Genomic DNA, 15,130 nt, shown 5'->3' on the forward strand with positions numbered 1-15,130 from the left:
CGAGATGACGCCGTGTCAGCGGACAGGCCGAGAGGTGGGCGATAATGGTCGGCCGGTTGATTCTGACCGAGGTTTTTTCGCTGGTGAACCACGGAGGTATGGCGTGACGGGAATCGCGGGCGAGCTCGCCCACGAGCAGGCAGTCGTCGACACGATGTACGTCCGTCTGGACACCCTTCGGGGCACCACGGCGGACCGCCTGCGAGGGGTCCGCCTGGCGGGCGCCAGCGGTACGCACCAGAACCGCAGCGAGCGGGACGCTTTCGCGACCCTCTACGAGGACCGTGCCGCGCAGCTCGACGCGGTGGAGGACCGGCTGGTCTTCGGACGTCTCGACCTGGCGGACGGCGCCACGCGGTACGTCGGGCGCATCGGGCTGACCGACGTCGAGCACCGCTCGATGCTCACCGACTGGCGTGCCCCTGCGGCAGAGGCGTTCTACCGCGCCACGGCGCTGCACCCGGGTGACGTGCACCGGCGTCGGCACCTGGTGACGAAGGGCAGGTCGGTGACCGGCCTGGAGGACGAGGTGCTCGACCTCGACGCCGAGATCGACCCCGACGCGCTGTCCGGCGAGGGCGCGCTGCTCGCGGCGATGGCCCAGGGCCGTACGGGCCGGATGTCGGACATCGTGGCGACCATCCAGGCCGAGCAGGACCGCATCATCCGCTCCGACCTGTCGGGCGCGCTCGTGGTCCAGGGCGGCCCGGGCACCGGCAAGACGGCGGTGGCGCTGCACCGCGCGGCCTACCTCCTGTACGCCCACCGGCGCCTGCTGGAGCGGTCGGGCGTGCTCGTCGTCGGCCCGTCCAGCGCGTTCCTGCGCTACATCGACCAGGTGCTGCCGTCGCTGGGCGAGACCGGCGTCGTGTCCACCACGGTGGGTGACCTCATTCCCGGGATCCGGGCGACCGCCGTCGACGAGGGGCAGGTGGCCCGGCTCAAGGGCCTGCTCCTGTGGCGCAAGATCATCCGCCGCGCCGTGCGGGCGCGGGAGCGCGTGCCGGAGCAGGAGACGCCGGTGCGGGTGGAGGGACACGACTTCGTGATCCGCCCCAAGGACATCAGCGACGCGATCGCGCGCGCCCGCCGCACGCACAAGCCACACAACCTGGCGCGCGGCGCGTTCGTCCGCGACATGCTCGACCGCCTCACCGACCAGTACCGCGACTTCACCGGCGGGCTCCTGTCGGGCGAGGACCGCTCCTCGGTGTTCGAGGACCTGCGCTCGGACCGCACGGTCCGCGTGGCGCTCAACATCGCCTGGCTGCCGATCACCCCCGAGAAGCTGGTCAGGGACCTGTACTCGAAGCCGCACCGGCTCGCCGAGGCCGCGCCCGAGCTGACCGCACGCGAGCGGCGCCTGCTGTTCCGGGAGGCCGGAGCGCCGTGGACGGAGTCCGACGTACCGATCCTCGACGAGGCGTACGAGCTGCTCGGGGAGGACGACTCCGTAGCGCTCGCCGAGGCCCGCAACCGCGAGGCCGAGCAGGCTCGGGAGATCGAGTACGCCCGCACCGTGCTGTCCTCGACGGGCGCGGGCGACGGCCTGGTGGACGCCGAGATGCTCGCCTCCCGCTTCGCCGCGAGCGGCCCGTCGCTGACCACCGCCGAACGCGCAGCGGGCGACCGCGCCTGGACCTACGGCCACGTGGTCGTCGACGAGGCGCAGGAGCTCTCCCCCATGGCCTGGCGGTCCCTCGTACGCCGGGTACCCACCCGGTCAATGACCATCGTCGGCGACGTCGCCCAGACGTCGTCCGCGGCGGGCGCGCGCAACTGGGACCGCATGCTCACGCCGCTGCTGCACGACGGCTGGCGGCTCGCCGAGCTCACCGTCTCCTACCGCACGCCCTCGACGGTCGCGGACACGGCCCAGGCCGTCGCGCGGGCGGCCGGGCTCCCCGTCTCGGAGCTGCGCGCGGCGCGTGACGTCGAGGGCTCCCTCACCGCAGTACGTACCACGCCAGGCCCCGACGGCCTGCCGGACGACGACGCGGTGGTCGCCCAGGCGCTCGCCCTCGTCAAGGAGCTCGTGGGGCCGGACGCCGGGCGCGTGGCAGTCGTGGCTCCGTCGGCCGGCGTCGCGCGGCTGGCCGAGGCGGTCGCCGCGGCCCTGCCCGAGGCGGTCGGCGTCGCCGAGGCAGCCCGGCTCGCGGCGCAGCGCCCGGAGGACGCACAGGTCGTCGTGCTCGCGCCGCGGCAGACCAAGGGCCTGGAGTTCGACGCGGTGGTGCTGGTGGAGCCGGCCGCCATCGCCGAGGGTGCCGGCGCGACGAGCGACCTCTACGTGGCGATGACCCGCCCGACCCAGCGCCTGGTCGTGGTGCACACGAGGAACCTCCCGGAAGGCTTCTGACGGTTCGCCGAAGTAGAGCGCTTGTCCCAGACTGCGGACGGATCACCGAACGCCAGAAGTGGACGAGCGCTCTACTTCGGCAGGGCTGTCCCAGTGGGCGGGATGCGGGGGTCGTGCGTTTGTTGCTTACGCCTCACCTGGCGCACCATGGGTGCGTGCAGCGAGCCCTTCTCCTCGAGAACGTCCACCCCACCTCCGTCCCGATCCTGGAATCGGCCGGGTACGAGGTCGACTACCGCAAGGGAGCCCTCGACGAGGACGAGCTGATCGCCGCGCTCGACGGCGTCCACCTCCTGGGCATCCGGTCCAAGACCGAGGTGACGGCGCGCGTCCTGGCCGAGGCGACGAGCCTCGTCGGCGTAGGTGCCTTCAGCATCGGCACGAACCAGATCAACCTGACCGCCGCCGCGAACCGCGGCGTCGCGGTGTTCAACGCGCCGTTCTCCAACACCCGGTCCGTGGTGGAGCTCGCCATCGCCGAGATCATCTCCCTGACCCGCCGGATGACGGAGCGCGACCGCGCCCTGCACGCAGGCGTCTGGGACAAGTCCGCCGAGGGGTCGCACGAGGTGCGCGGCCGCACGCTCGGCATCATCGGCTACGGCAACATCGGCTCGCAGCTCTCCGTGCTCGCCGAGAACCTCGGCATGTCGGTGATCTTCTACGACACCGCCGAGAAGCTCGCGCTCGGCAACGCCCGCCGCGCCGAGACGCTCGACGAGCTCCTCGAGACCGCCGACATCGTGACGCTGCACGTCGACGGCCGCTCGGGCAACGCGGGGCTGTTCGGCGAGAAGCAGTTCGCCCGCATGAAGCAGGGCGCGATCTTCCTCAACCTGTGCCGCGGGTTCGTCGTCGACGTCGACTCGCTGGCGGAGCACATCACGTCCGGGCACCTGTCGGGCGCCGCGGTCGACGTCTTCCCGGAGGAGCCCAAGAAGCGGGGCGACGCCTTCGAGTCGGTGCTGCGCAACCTGCCCAACGTGATCCTCACGCCGCACGTCGGCGGCTCCACGGAGGAGGCGCAGGAGGCGATCGGCCAGTTCGTGGCCAAGAAGCTCAGCGACTACGTGACCACCGGCTCGACGATGCTCAGCGTCAACCTGCCGAACCTGCAGCTCGAGCACACGGGCGTCGGCCGGATCAAGCTGCTGCACCGCAACGTGCCCGGCGTGCTGGCCACCGTGAACCAGATCTTCGCCGACCACGGGGCCAACATCGAGGGCCAGATGCTCGCCACGCGCGGCGACATCGGCTACGTGGTCACCGACATCTCCGACGTGACCGAGCGCGGCGCCTCGAAGAAGCTCCAGGCGCTCGACGCCACCATCCGCCTCCGCATCCGGGACGCCTTCGAGCGCCCGGAGTTCCCGCCGGGCCCGGCCGCCCGCTGACCCACCCCTCGCCGAGGTAGAACCCCAGCGGAGCAGATCCCGCTGGGGTTCTACTTCGCCCTGGTTCTACTTCGGCGAGTGGGGTGGGCTGGGTCAGTTCAGGATCGAGGCCGGGAGCTTGTACTGCGCGAACGCCTCCTCCACCTGGGCCTCCGTCAGGCCGTAGCGTTCCAGCGTGTACGCATGGGGGCGGTGACCCGTCCGGTCGAGCGACGCGGCGAGGTTCGTGTCGTCCTGCTCGCCCCACGTCAGGTCCAGCCGGCCGAAGACCCCGCGCAGCACCGTCTCCGGGTCCGCGAGCAGGTCGTCGTAGAGGACGTCGATCACGGCGTCGTCGGGGAGCTGCTCGCGCAGCCTGATCGCGCGCTCCACCCCGCCGGCCGAGATCCCCAGCCACTCCTGGCCGATCCGGGCCAGGTCGATCCGGCCCGGCTTGATGTACATCGTGTGCGTCGCCTCGGCCATCGAGCAGCCGGAGGCGACGGCGGCCCCGGGCGTGCGATGCGTCCAGACGAACCGTGCGTCCGGGAAGGCGCGCAGGATCTCCGGCAGCCGCCACAGGTCCATCGGGTGCTTGAGGGCCCAGCGGTCCGGCGCCTCGCCTGCCGCGATGACCTGCAGGGCGTCGCGGAGGAACAGGAAGTCGGCGGTGAGGTCGGCGTCCGCCACGTAGTCCAGGTAGCGCGGCGCGGGACCCCACGTCGCGAACATCTCCGTGTGGGCGCGCAGCATGAAGTCCTCCTCCTCGTTGTCGGCGACCAGCGGGTGCAGGTGTGCCCACGCGGGGCTGAGCTTCGCCACCGTCGCGAACCGCTTGCGGGCCTGTGCGATCAGCTTCTCGCGCTCCGCCTCCGGACGCGGCAGGCCGAGGTTGGTCATCTCCCACAGCTTGGGGCCGCGGTTGCCGGGGCTGCGCGCGATCAGGTTGTACGTGAGCGTGGTCCCGGTCCGCGGCAGGCCGACGACGAACACCGGCGCCGTCACCGGCTCGTCGCGCACCTCGGGGTGGTTCGCCTGGATGTCGCGGACCACGGCGCGGTTGTCCAGCCGCTCCCGGATCTGCTGCTGGGTGCTCATCCAGCCCATCCCGCTCAGGTCGGGGTTGGCGGCATGGTCGGCGAGGAGCAGCCGCAGCCCGTCGAGCGCGGCGAGGTCGTCGGCGCCGAGCGGGACACGCCCTTCCTGGACCTCCTGGAGCAGCCGCTCGAAGACGGCGTCGGGGTCCTTGCGGGTGCGCATCCCGGGTGCGAGCAGCAGGTTGAGGAGTCGAAGCAGTGGTGTGGCCTGGGGCATGGCGCACATCCTGCCCATACCGACGGGTGGCGACAAGCCGCCGGGCACCCGCCCGACCGGATCGTGACGAAGCTGTTTCGCCCGTCCGGCGCGTCCGTCCACTAGCATCCCAAGCGAGTGCCTGTGCCCGGCGTCACACCGTCGTGCCGGGCTGTCGTCGAGAGGGGAATCGTGACCGCACGACCGCCGTCGGGCCCGCTGGTACGGCTGGGTGACGTGAGTGACCGCACGCTCCTCGTGGAGACGACGGCGGCCGCCGACGCCAACGAGGTGTACGAGCGGCTGCGGCTGCAGTGGGGAACGGTCGCGCCGGTGGACCTGGAGCCGGGCGTGCCGGCCTGGCTCGTGCTCGGCCACGACGAAGCGGTGGGCGTGCTGCGGGACGACCGCACCTTCATCAAGGACCCGTCGATCTGGCACGGGCACGCCGAGAACCTGCTCGGCCCGCAGTCGGCGCTCCATCTGGTGCTCCCCCGCTCCCCGAAACCCACGCTCGCCGATGCCGACGGCGCCAAGCACGCCCGCATGCGGCCGCCCGTCGACGACGCGCTGGGTCAGGTCGACGAGGCCCGGGCGGGCGCTATCACGCGCCGGCTGTGCGGGATGCTCATCGACCGGTTCGAGGACCGCGGCCGCGCGGACCTGGTCGCCGAGTACGCGGCGGTCGTCCCCTTCCTCGTCCTGTCCGAGCTCGACGGGCTCGAACCGGGACAGGCGCAGCGCCTCCAGGAGATCACCCGCGCGATCTTCGAGTCCGGCGCCGCGGCGCGCGAGCGGACCGTCGAGCTGCTGGAGATCGTCACCGGGCACATCGCCCACAGCAGGGCGCTCGGCACCCGCGACATCGCGGGCATCCTGGCCGTGCACGACAACTTCGAGAGCGACCTGGAACGGGCACAGACCCTGACCGCCATCACACTGGCGGCCAACGAGTCGCTGCTGGCCTGGATCGCGCAGACGCTGGCACTGGTGCTGAGCGACCCGCGCTTCTCCCACCGGGTGTCCGGGGGCCGGCTGCACATCGACGACGCCCTCGACGAGGTGCTGTGGCGCTCGACGACGAACCCCAACCTCATGCCGCGGTTCGCCACGCGCGAGGTGAGGATCGGCGACAAGCTGATCGAGCGCGGGGCGGCGGTGATCGTCGGGGTGCACGCGGCCAACCACGACCCGCAGGTCCAGACCGCCGACCCGTGGGACACCGTGGGCAACCGGGCCTACCTGTCGTTCGGCGCCGGTCCGCACCGGTGCCCCGCGCCACGCCTCGGGCGGGTCATCGCGCGGATCGCGGTCGCGGAGCTGCTGCAGCGCCTGCAGGTCACTCTCGTCGGCGACCCCGACAAGGTCGAGTGGGCGACCAGCCCGTGGATGCGTTTCCCCGCCCGGCTGCCCGTGACGTTCCCGTCGCCGCTCCAGCAGCCCGTCCCCGGCGGCTGGCCCCCGGAGGAGTTCGCGCTGTAGGCACCCGGGTCCCCGGGAGCGTCACTCCGGCCGGACGGCGGCGAGGCTGGTCGCGATCACGACGTCGGCCGGCTGCGTGTCGTCGATGACGACGCCCGCCTCGTCCGGCTGCAGCGGCTCCAGGGTGTCGAGCTGGGACTGCAGCAGGGACGGCGGCATGAAGTGGGTACGGCGCCTCATCCGGTCGAGCAGCACGTCGGACGTCGAGTCCAGGTGCACGAAGAACAGCCCGGGATACCCCTCGCGCAGCCAGTCGCGATACACCCGGCGCAGCGCGGAACAGGCGGTCACCGAGATCTCGCCCGCGGCGTCCAGCCGGACGATCTCGTCGGCGAGCGAACGCAGCCACGGGCGCCGGTCGTCGTCGTCCAGCGGGATCCCCGCCGACATCTTCTCGATGTTCGCGGGCGGGTGGAACGCGTCGCCCTCGACGAACACGCCGCCGAGCGCCTCCGCGAGCGCACGGCCGACCGTCGTCTTGCCGGTCGCGGTGACGCCCATGACGACGATGTGGCGCGGCGCGCTCATCCCGTCACCAGCCAGAGCAGCGCGGCGATCAGGAAGATGGCGAGGCCGAGGGTCGTCTCCAGGACGGTCCACGTCTTGAGCGTCGTCCGGACGTCCATGCCGAAGAACCTGCTCACCAGCCAGAACCCGGAGTCGTTGACGTGCGACAGGACGGTCGCGCCGGCCGCCACGGCAAAGACCAGGAGCGCGATCTTCACGTCGCTGAGGCCCTCTGCCGTCACCTGCGCCGCGAGCAGCCCGGCCGTCGTCGTCAGGGCGACCGTCGCGGAGCCCTGGGCGACGCGCAGCACCGTCGCGATGACGAACGCCTGCAGGAGGATCGGCATGCCCAGGTCGGAAAGCGACTCGGTGAGCGCCGAGCCGATGCCGCTGGCGCGCAGGACACCGCCGAACATGCCGCCGGCGCCGGTGATCAGGATGATCGAGCAGATCGGGCCGAGGGCGTCGTCCAGGATGCCGGTGGCCTGGCCCATGGAGAACCGCCCGCGGGACAGCAGCACGAGCGCGACCAGGACGGTGATCAGCAGGGCGATGGGCGTCTGGCCGACCAGGATGAGCGCGTTCGCCCAGTCGGCGTCCTCGGCGACGACCCCAGCCTTGACCAGGGTGTCCACCACCGTGTTGAGCGAGATCAGCACGAGGGGCAGCAACAGGATGAACAGGACCGTGCCGAACCGCGGTGGCGCCTGGGTGGCGGTGGCAGTCGCCGCTCCGCCCGCTCCGGTGCCCCCGTCCCCGGTGCCCCCGTCGGCGGCGTCCTGGTCCCGGCCGCCGTTCAGCTGGCCGAAGACCGCGGTCGGGATGTCGATGACGTACCGCGCGCTCAGGTACCGGGCGACGTAGTGGACGCCGAGGAACCAGGCGGCCACCGCGACCGGCACGCCCAGGAGGAGCGTGAGGCCGATGTTCCCTTCCATCAGGTCGGCGGCGGCGACCGGCCCGGGATGCGGCGGCACCACCGCGTGCATGACGGCAAAGGCCCCGGCCGTGGGCAGCCCGTACCGGAGGATGCCGCCCCCGAACCGGCGCGCGACGGTGAAGATGATCGGCAGGAACACCACGAGGCCGGCGTCGAAGAAGATCGGGAAGCCGAAGATGAGCGCGGCGACGCCGAGCGCGAACGGCGCGTGCTTCTCGCCGAACCTTGCGATGAGCGTGTCGGCCAGGACCTGGGCGCCGCCGGTGGTCTCCAGCAGCCTGCCGACCATGACGCCGAAGCCCACCAGCAGGGCCACCGAACCCAGCGTCCCGCTGAACCCGCTCAGCAGCGCGTCGGGGACGTCCGCTATCGGGATCCCGGCGGCGACCGCCGTCAGCAGGCTGACGAGCACGAGCGCGACGAACGCGTGCATCTTGAGCCGGATGATCAGGAACAGGAGCAAGGCGACAGCGGCCGCCGCAATCAGGAGCAGGATGCCCGCCCCGTAGACCGGCTCGATCTCGGTCATCACCGCCTCCTTGCGGTCCGTACTGGCTCACAGGATCGAACCGACACTAGCAGGGTGAATTAGGGCAAGAGGGGAGGAGCGTCGAGCGTTTCGCCAGGTGATCAGCCCGTGCGGCCGACACCCAGCAGCGGGAACCCACCCTCCGCGTGTCAGTCGACGGCGGCCGCGAGCACCCTGTCGAGCACCTGGTGCGCGGCGTCCCGCGCCTCGCCACCTTGCGGCTGCTGGGCGATCCAGAGCGCCGCCTCGTTCATGGCACCGGACAGCTGGGCGGCCGTCGCGTCGAGCAGTGCGGCGGGGACACCGACGTCGGACAGCGCCTCGCGCAGGTGCACCACCGAGTTCTCCGCGTCGAGGCGTCGCCACTGCTCCCAGCCGAAGACGGCAGGGGCGTCGATGAGCAGGACGCGCACCGCAGGGGCGGCGGTGATGGCGTCCAGGAACGCGTGACAGCCGGCGCGCAGCTGCTCCCGGGGGTCGGCTCCGGCACTCTTGGCGGCCGCCACCACGGCCTCCGCGACCTCCGACTGGAGCCGCGCCGCAACCGCGCGGAACAACCCCGCCTTGCTCCGGTAGTGGTGGTAGACCGCGCCGCGCGTGACACCGGCCGCGCCGGCGACGTCGTCGAGCGAGACCGCGGCGAAGCCACGGGCGGCGAGCAGGTCGGTGGCCGAGGCGAGGATCGTCCGGGCGGTCTGGGCGGCGTCCGCCGCTGAGGCACGAGGCAAGAGCGCTTCCTTTACGTACGCGGTGTATGTAACCTTGGACTTACATACACACTGTACTTAAAAAGGAGCTCCCATGAACGTCACCGGCCTCTACCCGGTCCTCATGTCGCGGGACGTCGCCGTTGCCTCGGCCTTCTACCGCGACCTGCTCGGCTTCGAGATCACCTACGACTCCGACTGGTACGTCAGCCTGCGGCTCGGCACGTTCGAGCTCGCACTGGTCGCCCACGACCACCCCACGATCCCGGCGGGCTACCACGCCCTGCCGCAGGGAGTCCTGATCAACCTCGAGGTCGACGACGCCGACGAGGTCCACACGCGCCTGGCCGGCCTTGCCGGGCCGGCGCCGCTGCTGCCGCTGCGCGACGAGGACTTCGGGCAGCGGCACTTCATCGTTGCCGCACCGGACGGCGTCCTGCTCGACGTCATCCAGCCCATCCCGCCCACTGCCGAGTACGCGGACGCCTACGCCGAGGCGTGAGCCCGGGACGGCCCGGGAGTCCGCGTCAGCCGGCACCCGGGCCTTCGGCCGCCTGCCGGACGAGCTCGCCCAGACGCTCCCAGGCGGGTTCGGACAGGTCCGCCAGCGCGTACGCCGTCGGCCAGAGACCGTCCGCCGAGTCCAGCTGCGCCTGGGCGCTGAACCCGAAGGTGGAGTAGCGCTCCTTGTCCAGCTGTCCGCTGCGGAAGAAGCAGACCACCTTGCCGCCGCGGGCGTAGCCGGGCTGCCCGTAGTACAGCTTCGGAGCGAGCTCCGGTGCCGCCGTCGTCACTGTCGCGTGCACCCGTTCGGCCATCTCGCGGTCGCCGTCGGGCATCTCGGCGATCTTGGCCAGGACGTCAGCCTCGTCGGCGGCGGCCTTCTCGGCCCCGCGCAGACGCTTCGCCTCGGTCTTCAGCTCTGCCGCGCGCGCCTTGATCGCTGCGCGTTCCTGGGCAGAGAAACCGTCCTCTTTCGCCTTCGCTGCAGCCGTGTCGGCCATCGGAATTCCTCCTGGTGCGCGTGTCGCTGACACAGCCAAGGTTAGGTTCGCGCGCGGTAAGCGGCTTCTCGATTCCTGACCGATGCCCCGACCCGGCGAAGCGGACGTTCCAGGTCAGCGTCCCGGTCCAGCGCCACGACGCCGCGCCGGGCAGCACCTCCCACCAGCACTCCGGTCCTGTCCAACTCAAGCCCTCCTGAGAGGCGCGAAGGCGCCAGCAGGGTCAGCTTGAAAGGTGGGGCTGCCGGTTCTGCCCTCACATCGGTCAGGTGCCTGCACCGCTGTCGAGCAACCAGTGGTAGCGCATCCTGAGGGCACGCTCGGTCGCACCGACGGCCGCCGCAAGGCCGAGCGAGATGTTGAGCCACAGCGGCAGGTCCACTGGCGACTCGAAGGTGCCGATCGCGTCCGCGATCGGCGGGATCTGTGAGATCGGTTCGGCGACCTGCAGCAGATTCACTCCGACGCCGATGAGCAGCACGAGGATCGACACGGCACCGATCAGACGGCTGGGCCCGGGATGCTCGCGCGCAAAGCGCATTCGGCGCCCCTCGGCCGATACCGGATCGGGTACGAGCTGATGCTCGCTGCCGTCATCGGCGACAAACGCGCAGCGACGCATACCCGCCTCGCTCGTCCGGACCTCGATGACGCCGCCCTCGACGGGAAAATGCGCCGGCACGCGCGACTCCGCGTCGAGGCGGCCGTCACGATAGAGCCGCGCCATCACCTCGCCCGTGTTGAGATCGCCGCCATGCATGACCTCGACGCTGTGAACGACCATCCGCCCACCGGCCGGCAGCGAGATCGAGAGAACCGAACGCCGCAGCATCTGCCACCAGCGGAAAGGTTTCAGGGGGCGCCCGTCACCGGGTTTCACTCGTCGCGAGAGGCGCCGATCACTCCAGCTGGACATCACCGTCACCCGCCCGTGGGCCGCTTGATCAGCACGGCGATCTCGAGTGATTGGCCGGCGCCGACGCTGGGAACGATGGTCTGCACCACCTCCCAGCCATCACGGCCGTAGTCGTTGAGGTCCTCTTCGATCCGCGAGTAGTCGAATCCCTTCCAGGCGAGCTTGTACGTAAGGATCTTGTTCTCCCAGGCAGTCGTCATGCCGGAGCTCCTTTCCGTGTCGTGGTGGGCAGGTCGTGGTGGACAGGTCGCGTGAAGGGCCTGGTCAACCCTGCTGCGCCAGGCGTGCTCAGTCATGAGCGGTTCCGTCTGCTCGCACTTCGGGGCGGCCACCCGCTCAGCCCGCCGTGAGCAAGGGCACCAGGTAGACGATCGAGAACGACTCGTAGAGCGCGAAGACCACGAGCAGCGCGAGCGCCGGCAGGCTCAGCACGCCGAGCTGACGCAGCCCGCGGGCGTAGGCCTGCCGACGGTTCTCGGCGTCGACCGTCCGCGGCCAGATCCATGCCCTGCCCAGGAGATAGGCGCCCAGCGCGAGCAGCACGTAGGCCTGGATCTCCATGACCACGGTGAGCGAGTGCGGGATGAGCACCAGCCAGCCGTCCCGGTCGACCGGTGCGAGCATCAGGCCGACCGTGAAGAGGGAGTACACGTACCAGACGACTCCCGCGAACGGCACGAGCATCGACGGCAGAACGATGTTGAGCAGGCCGGCTCGCAGTGCGTTGTTGGCCAGGATCGCGAGGGCGAACAGCCAGGGACTGTCGAGCAGTGACCGCACCAGGTCGGCCTGACCGCCATCCTCGAAGGACTCCCTCTGCGCGGCGGCCAGGCCGGGGAAGAGCAGGCCCGCCCCGAAGCCGACGAGGACCGAGCCGTACAGGATCGCGTTCAGAGCGAGATACGCGCGGCGATTCGCCTGGATCGTCTGGAGGGCGCGTCGGAAGAGTCGCATGTTCATGCTCCATGAGGTGATGGACGGGACCGCCGGACACCGAGCGACCAGCACCCGGGGTCGGTCCAACCAGTCTTCGCGGAGCCCGGCGCGCAGCCCAGTGACGAGCCGTCAGCGGCACCCAGGAGGTTCGTCGTCCCCACCCATGACATGTGTCACGCCAGGACCACGGCAAAGCCATGCAGTACCAGCGTCGCCCTTCGGACCGTCACCGCACGACATCCGGGCCCATCTCGACCGCGCCGGGTCAAGGTCATCACCCTGGCCTGATCCGAGGTACGACAAAGGCCGCCGACCTGGTCGTTTCACCAGGTCAGCGGCCTCCACCACCGAGGATCAGCCGGACTTGCGGCGGAACATCTTCTGTTCCGCAGGAAGCCGCCGTTGCCGCTCGCGAGGCGCGTTTCGAATCCGTGCCGTCCGGCCGTGTTGGACGGTAAGAACGGCTTGATACTGCCGTTCCCGGACTACACAGCCCAGAGTGCCACGCCGACCCGACAGTGGGCAACCGTGGGCGTCAGTGGGTACTGCAAGTGTGTCATTTCGCGTGTCAGGCAGGCCCTGAGGCGGGCAACTGTGTCACGAACCGTGTCAGTCAACTGCCTCCGGCAGACGACCTCGGAGGCTTGTCCGAGTGGTTCGACGAGCAGTGAGATGCTATCTCGGCGCGATCGTCCTCACGACGTCAGGCGACGTTCCGAGGGCGGCTCGCGCAGCGCGCTGAGGTGGTCGTCGGAACAGGCCGTATGACCTGGCCGGGGCTGCGGGCGTTTCTTGTTCCTCGACTCAGCACCCAATGGAAAGCACGCCCTGCTGTGGGTCGTCACCGATCGTCCCGTCGCCTCTACAAGCGCGCTGGTCCCAGCACCGATGCGCTCCGGAAGGACCGCACCGCTACCGCCGTGTGGCGAGATGAACATCCGTCCCGCGGTGCTACGGCGCCGCATCTCAGTCGTCACCTATCGGTGCAGCGGTCACACCCAAGACTCGACTCCTTCACTACTACCTGTGTCCACGACGTGTCGAAAACTGCGTTGCGTTGACCGGGAGAATGGAGTCATGAGCGCGAGCGCTGCACCGGAGGAATCATCGGCGGGTACACCCAGGGACACAGGCTCGCTCACCAATGAGGACGCCGACACTGACACGTTGGTGACAGCGGACGAGGAAGCACTAGCACCGCTCCCCCAGCCGGCACCGTACGTTTTCGACCAGGACCACGTCGTCGCCGCGGCGGAGGTCCTCGACGCCGCATTTGCCGAGATCACCGACAGCCCAAGCGGATGGGGACGCGTCGAGAAGGCGATCGAGGCCCGAGGCGGCATGGATGAAGCACTGACCCGGGAGTTGGCCGCCGTCGGGGGCCGAAGCCTGAACGCCGGGGGGCTGGGCAAGGTGGGTACGGAGTTTGTCGCCAACAGGTTCTGGCCCGATCCGAAGACCGCGTCCGCCGACGTCGTTGAGCTGTGGCGTGAGGTGCTGGACTCGGTTACACACCCCGCAGCAGCTGCCCGGCTCGAGGAACTTCTCATCGTTCGCCGTGACGGGAACCTCGTCCACCGCGCCCGCCATGCCGCCACCAGCTACCTGACGGCCGTCGCCGGAGTCCATGACAGCTTGACCACCGCCATGTACTTGACGCGCGCATGGACCATCTCGCGACTCTTCAGGCTCACCGACGTCGAGGACGACATCCTCGACGCGATCGAGATGCGAGTCGGCCTTTCGGGGACCCGGCGGCCTATTGGCCATGTCATGCCGTTGTTGGAAGTTATGGTGCAGAAGCCGTCCAACACCGCTCGGCAGGTCACCCTGCACGCCACCGCAGAAAACGTGCTGACTGACATCGTCGCGACGGAAGTCATGCACCATCTGATCACCGAGGCCAGTGACCTGCGCCGGAGGATGATCACCCCCGGCCCACAGGCCGATGCCCTGCGAACCGCGACACGCGCCGACGAGATGGCCGCGCTCCGGCGGATCGCTGCCGCGGCCAGCCAGCCCTTGGTGAAACAGGCCCACCTTGAGACCGCCGCCCGATTCGCGACGCACCACAATCTGCGCACTGATCTCAAGGAGATCCAACGCGAGCTCGAGGTCGTCTCCGCCGGGGACCTCGGCCTCGAGAAGATCTCCACAAGCGCCAACATCCCCAACTGGATCCCTGAAAGTGAGCTTCACGCGTTCACCCGCGCTCACACCTGGCACCGAGGCCTGCGCTACTTCCTCGAGTCACCAGTCCCGTGCGGCGATATCGACCAGATCCGGACATCCGTTCGCGGACGCCCCTTCAGCATCCGGCATCTGTTCAACACTGTCCTGCTCGGCGCGGACGGGCTCCCCCGAAAGACCCTCGACACCCAGGAAGAAAAATTCGAACACGACGTAGCCCAGCACGTCGCGATAGCCGCCCAGCACATGGGTCACATTCACGCATCGGGTCTGTACCGACTCGGCGAGAAGTACGGCACCCCCACGGAGGACGAGCTCACGATCTGGCTCCTTGACGTCTACGCATGCGACCCCGACGGTGCACGCGTCCTCGCCAAGGCTTTCTGCCACTTCTGGGCAGGGGACTATCTGGAGGCCGCGTACGTGGCGACCCCAGCGGTCGAAGCCGCCGCGCGACGGCTCCTCCGCGAGATGGACGAAGGCGCGTACCAGGTTCAGGTCGGCAACAACCCCGGCAAGTACCCCGCGCTCGGCACCCTCCTCGATGAGCTGCGCAGGATCAGCCTCGATACGTCCTGGCACTACTTCCTGACCTGGCTCCTACTCGGCCCGGAGGGCACCAACATTCGTAACGACATCGCCCACGGATTCATCACCACAATGAACCCGGTCCACGCGACCCTGCTGCTCCGGGCTGCAGCTCTTCTCATCACGGCGAGCGGCAGCGTGGTAGGCGACCAGAAATCACTCACACTCGCGGCTCAGCCCGCTGCCCCGCGTCCACGACTTCGAGGAATCGGCGATCGAGCGCTTGCCGTGACGTCAGGTCTCCTGCTGCGCGGGCATATGCTCGCCGAATCCCGACGCCACCGGGAATAACGGGCCACTCCACGC

Annotated in this window: 13 protein-coding genes; 5 read left to right on the top strand and 8 right to left on the bottom strand. The window is 69.8% G+C overall.

Annotated features, from left to right (window positions below):
* Positions 1 to 103: 103 nt before the first annotated feature.
* Positions 104 to 2,359, top strand: a complete 2,256-nt coding sequence (locus tag AB0I32_RS00315; RefSeq protein WP_357501663.1) for an AAA family ATPase — start codon at positions 104 to 106, stop codon at positions 2,357 to 2,359.
* 155 nt (positions 2,360 to 2,514) lie between these two features.
* Positions 2,515 to 3,753: a phosphoglycerate dehydrogenase gene (gene serA, locus AB0I32_RS00320; RefSeq protein ID WP_357501665.1), complete on the top strand. Its 1,239-nt coding sequence runs from the start codon at positions 2,515 to 2,517 to the stop codon at positions 3,751 to 3,753.
* A 93-nt stretch (positions 3,754 to 3,846) separates the two neighbouring features.
* On the opposite strand, the gene AB0I32_RS00325 is transcribed toward serA, so the two are convergent.
* On the bottom strand, positions 3,847 to 5,046 hold the full coding sequence (locus AB0I32_RS00325) for a sulfotransferase (RefSeq protein ID WP_357501667.1): 1,200 nt from the start codon (positions 5,044 to 5,046) through the stop codon (positions 3,847 to 3,849).
* Between the two features lie 171 nt (positions 5,047 to 5,217).
* Between AB0I32_RS00325 and AB0I32_RS00330 the strand changes: the two genes are divergently transcribed.
* Positions 5,218 to 6,507 carry a cytochrome P450 gene (locus AB0I32_RS00330; RefSeq protein ID WP_357501669.1) on the top strand — a complete coding sequence of 430 codons (1,290 nt, stop codon included), beginning with the start codon at positions 5,218 to 5,220 and terminating at the stop codon, positions 6,505 to 6,507.
* A gap of 21 nt (positions 6,508 to 6,528) precedes the next feature.
* On the opposite strand, the gene AB0I32_RS00335 is transcribed toward AB0I32_RS00330, so the two are convergent.
* From AB0I32_RS00335 to AB0I32_RS00345, 3 genes are all read right to left on the bottom strand, one after another.
* On the bottom strand, positions 6,529 to 7,035 hold the full coding sequence (locus AB0I32_RS00335; protein ID WP_357501671.1) for a gluconokinase: 507 nt from the start codon (positions 7,033 to 7,035) through the stop codon (positions 6,529 to 6,531).
* Complete coding sequence (locus AB0I32_RS00340; RefSeq protein WP_357501673.1) at positions 7,032 to 8,483, bottom strand: gluconate:H+ symporter; 1,452 nt, start codon at positions 8,481 to 8,483, stop codon at positions 7,032 to 7,034. The genes AB0I32_RS00335 and AB0I32_RS00340 overlap by 4 nt, the downstream gene beginning before the upstream one ends.
* Before the next feature lie 149 nt (positions 8,484 to 8,632).
* Positions 8,633 to 9,211: a TetR family transcriptional regulator gene (locus AB0I32_RS00345; protein WP_357501675.1), complete on the bottom strand. Its 579-nt coding sequence runs from the start codon at positions 9,209 to 9,211 to the stop codon at positions 8,633 to 8,635.
* Between the two features lie 73 nt (positions 9,212 to 9,284).
* On the opposite strand from AB0I32_RS00345, the gene AB0I32_RS00350 reads away from it, so the two are divergent.
* Positions 9,285 to 9,692, top strand: a complete 408-nt coding sequence (locus AB0I32_RS00350; protein ID WP_357501677.1) for a VOC family protein — start codon at positions 9,285 to 9,287, stop codon at positions 9,690 to 9,692.
* Positions 9,693 to 9,717: 25 nt separating this feature from the next.
* On the opposite strand, the gene AB0I32_RS00355 is transcribed toward AB0I32_RS00350, so the two are convergent.
* From AB0I32_RS00355 to AB0I32_RS00370, 4 genes are all read right to left on the bottom strand, one after another.
* On the bottom strand, positions 9,718 to 10,194 hold the full coding sequence (locus tag AB0I32_RS00355) for a DUF1801 domain-containing protein (RefSeq protein ID WP_357501679.1): 477 nt from the start codon (positions 10,192 to 10,194) through the stop codon (positions 9,718 to 9,720).
* A gap of 265 nt (positions 10,195 to 10,459) precedes the next feature.
* On the bottom strand, positions 10,460 to 11,110 hold the full coding sequence (locus tag AB0I32_RS00360; protein ID WP_357501681.1) for a hypothetical protein: 651 nt from the start codon (positions 11,108 to 11,110) through the stop codon (positions 10,460 to 10,462).
* Between the two features lie 5 nt (positions 11,111 to 11,115).
* Entirely contained in the window at positions 11,116 to 11,310 is a 195-nt protein-coding gene (locus AB0I32_RS00365) for a DUF4177 domain-containing protein (RefSeq protein ID WP_357501684.1), read from the bottom strand.
* Between the two features lie 136 nt (positions 11,311 to 11,446).
* The gene (locus tag AB0I32_RS00370; protein ID WP_357501686.1) at positions 11,447 to 12,064 is read right to left on the bottom strand and encodes a stage II sporulation protein M; all 618 of its coding nucleotides are present in this window, start codon (positions 12,062 to 12,064) and stop codon (positions 11,447 to 11,449) included.
* A 1,059-nt stretch (positions 12,065 to 13,123) separates the two neighbouring features.
* Between AB0I32_RS00370 and AB0I32_RS00375 the strand changes: the two genes are divergently transcribed.
* Positions 13,124 to 15,115, top strand: coding sequence for a hypothetical protein (locus AB0I32_RS00375; protein ID WP_357501688.1), 1,992 nt, complete (start codon positions 13,124 to 13,126; stop codon positions 15,113 to 15,115).
* Positions 15,116 to 15,130 lie beyond the last annotated feature (15 nt).

Source organism: Promicromonospora sp. NPDC050249, from assembly GCF_040656015.1.
Classification (GTDB): Bacteria; Actinomycetota; Actinomycetes; order Actinomycetales; family Cellulomonadaceae; genus Promicromonospora.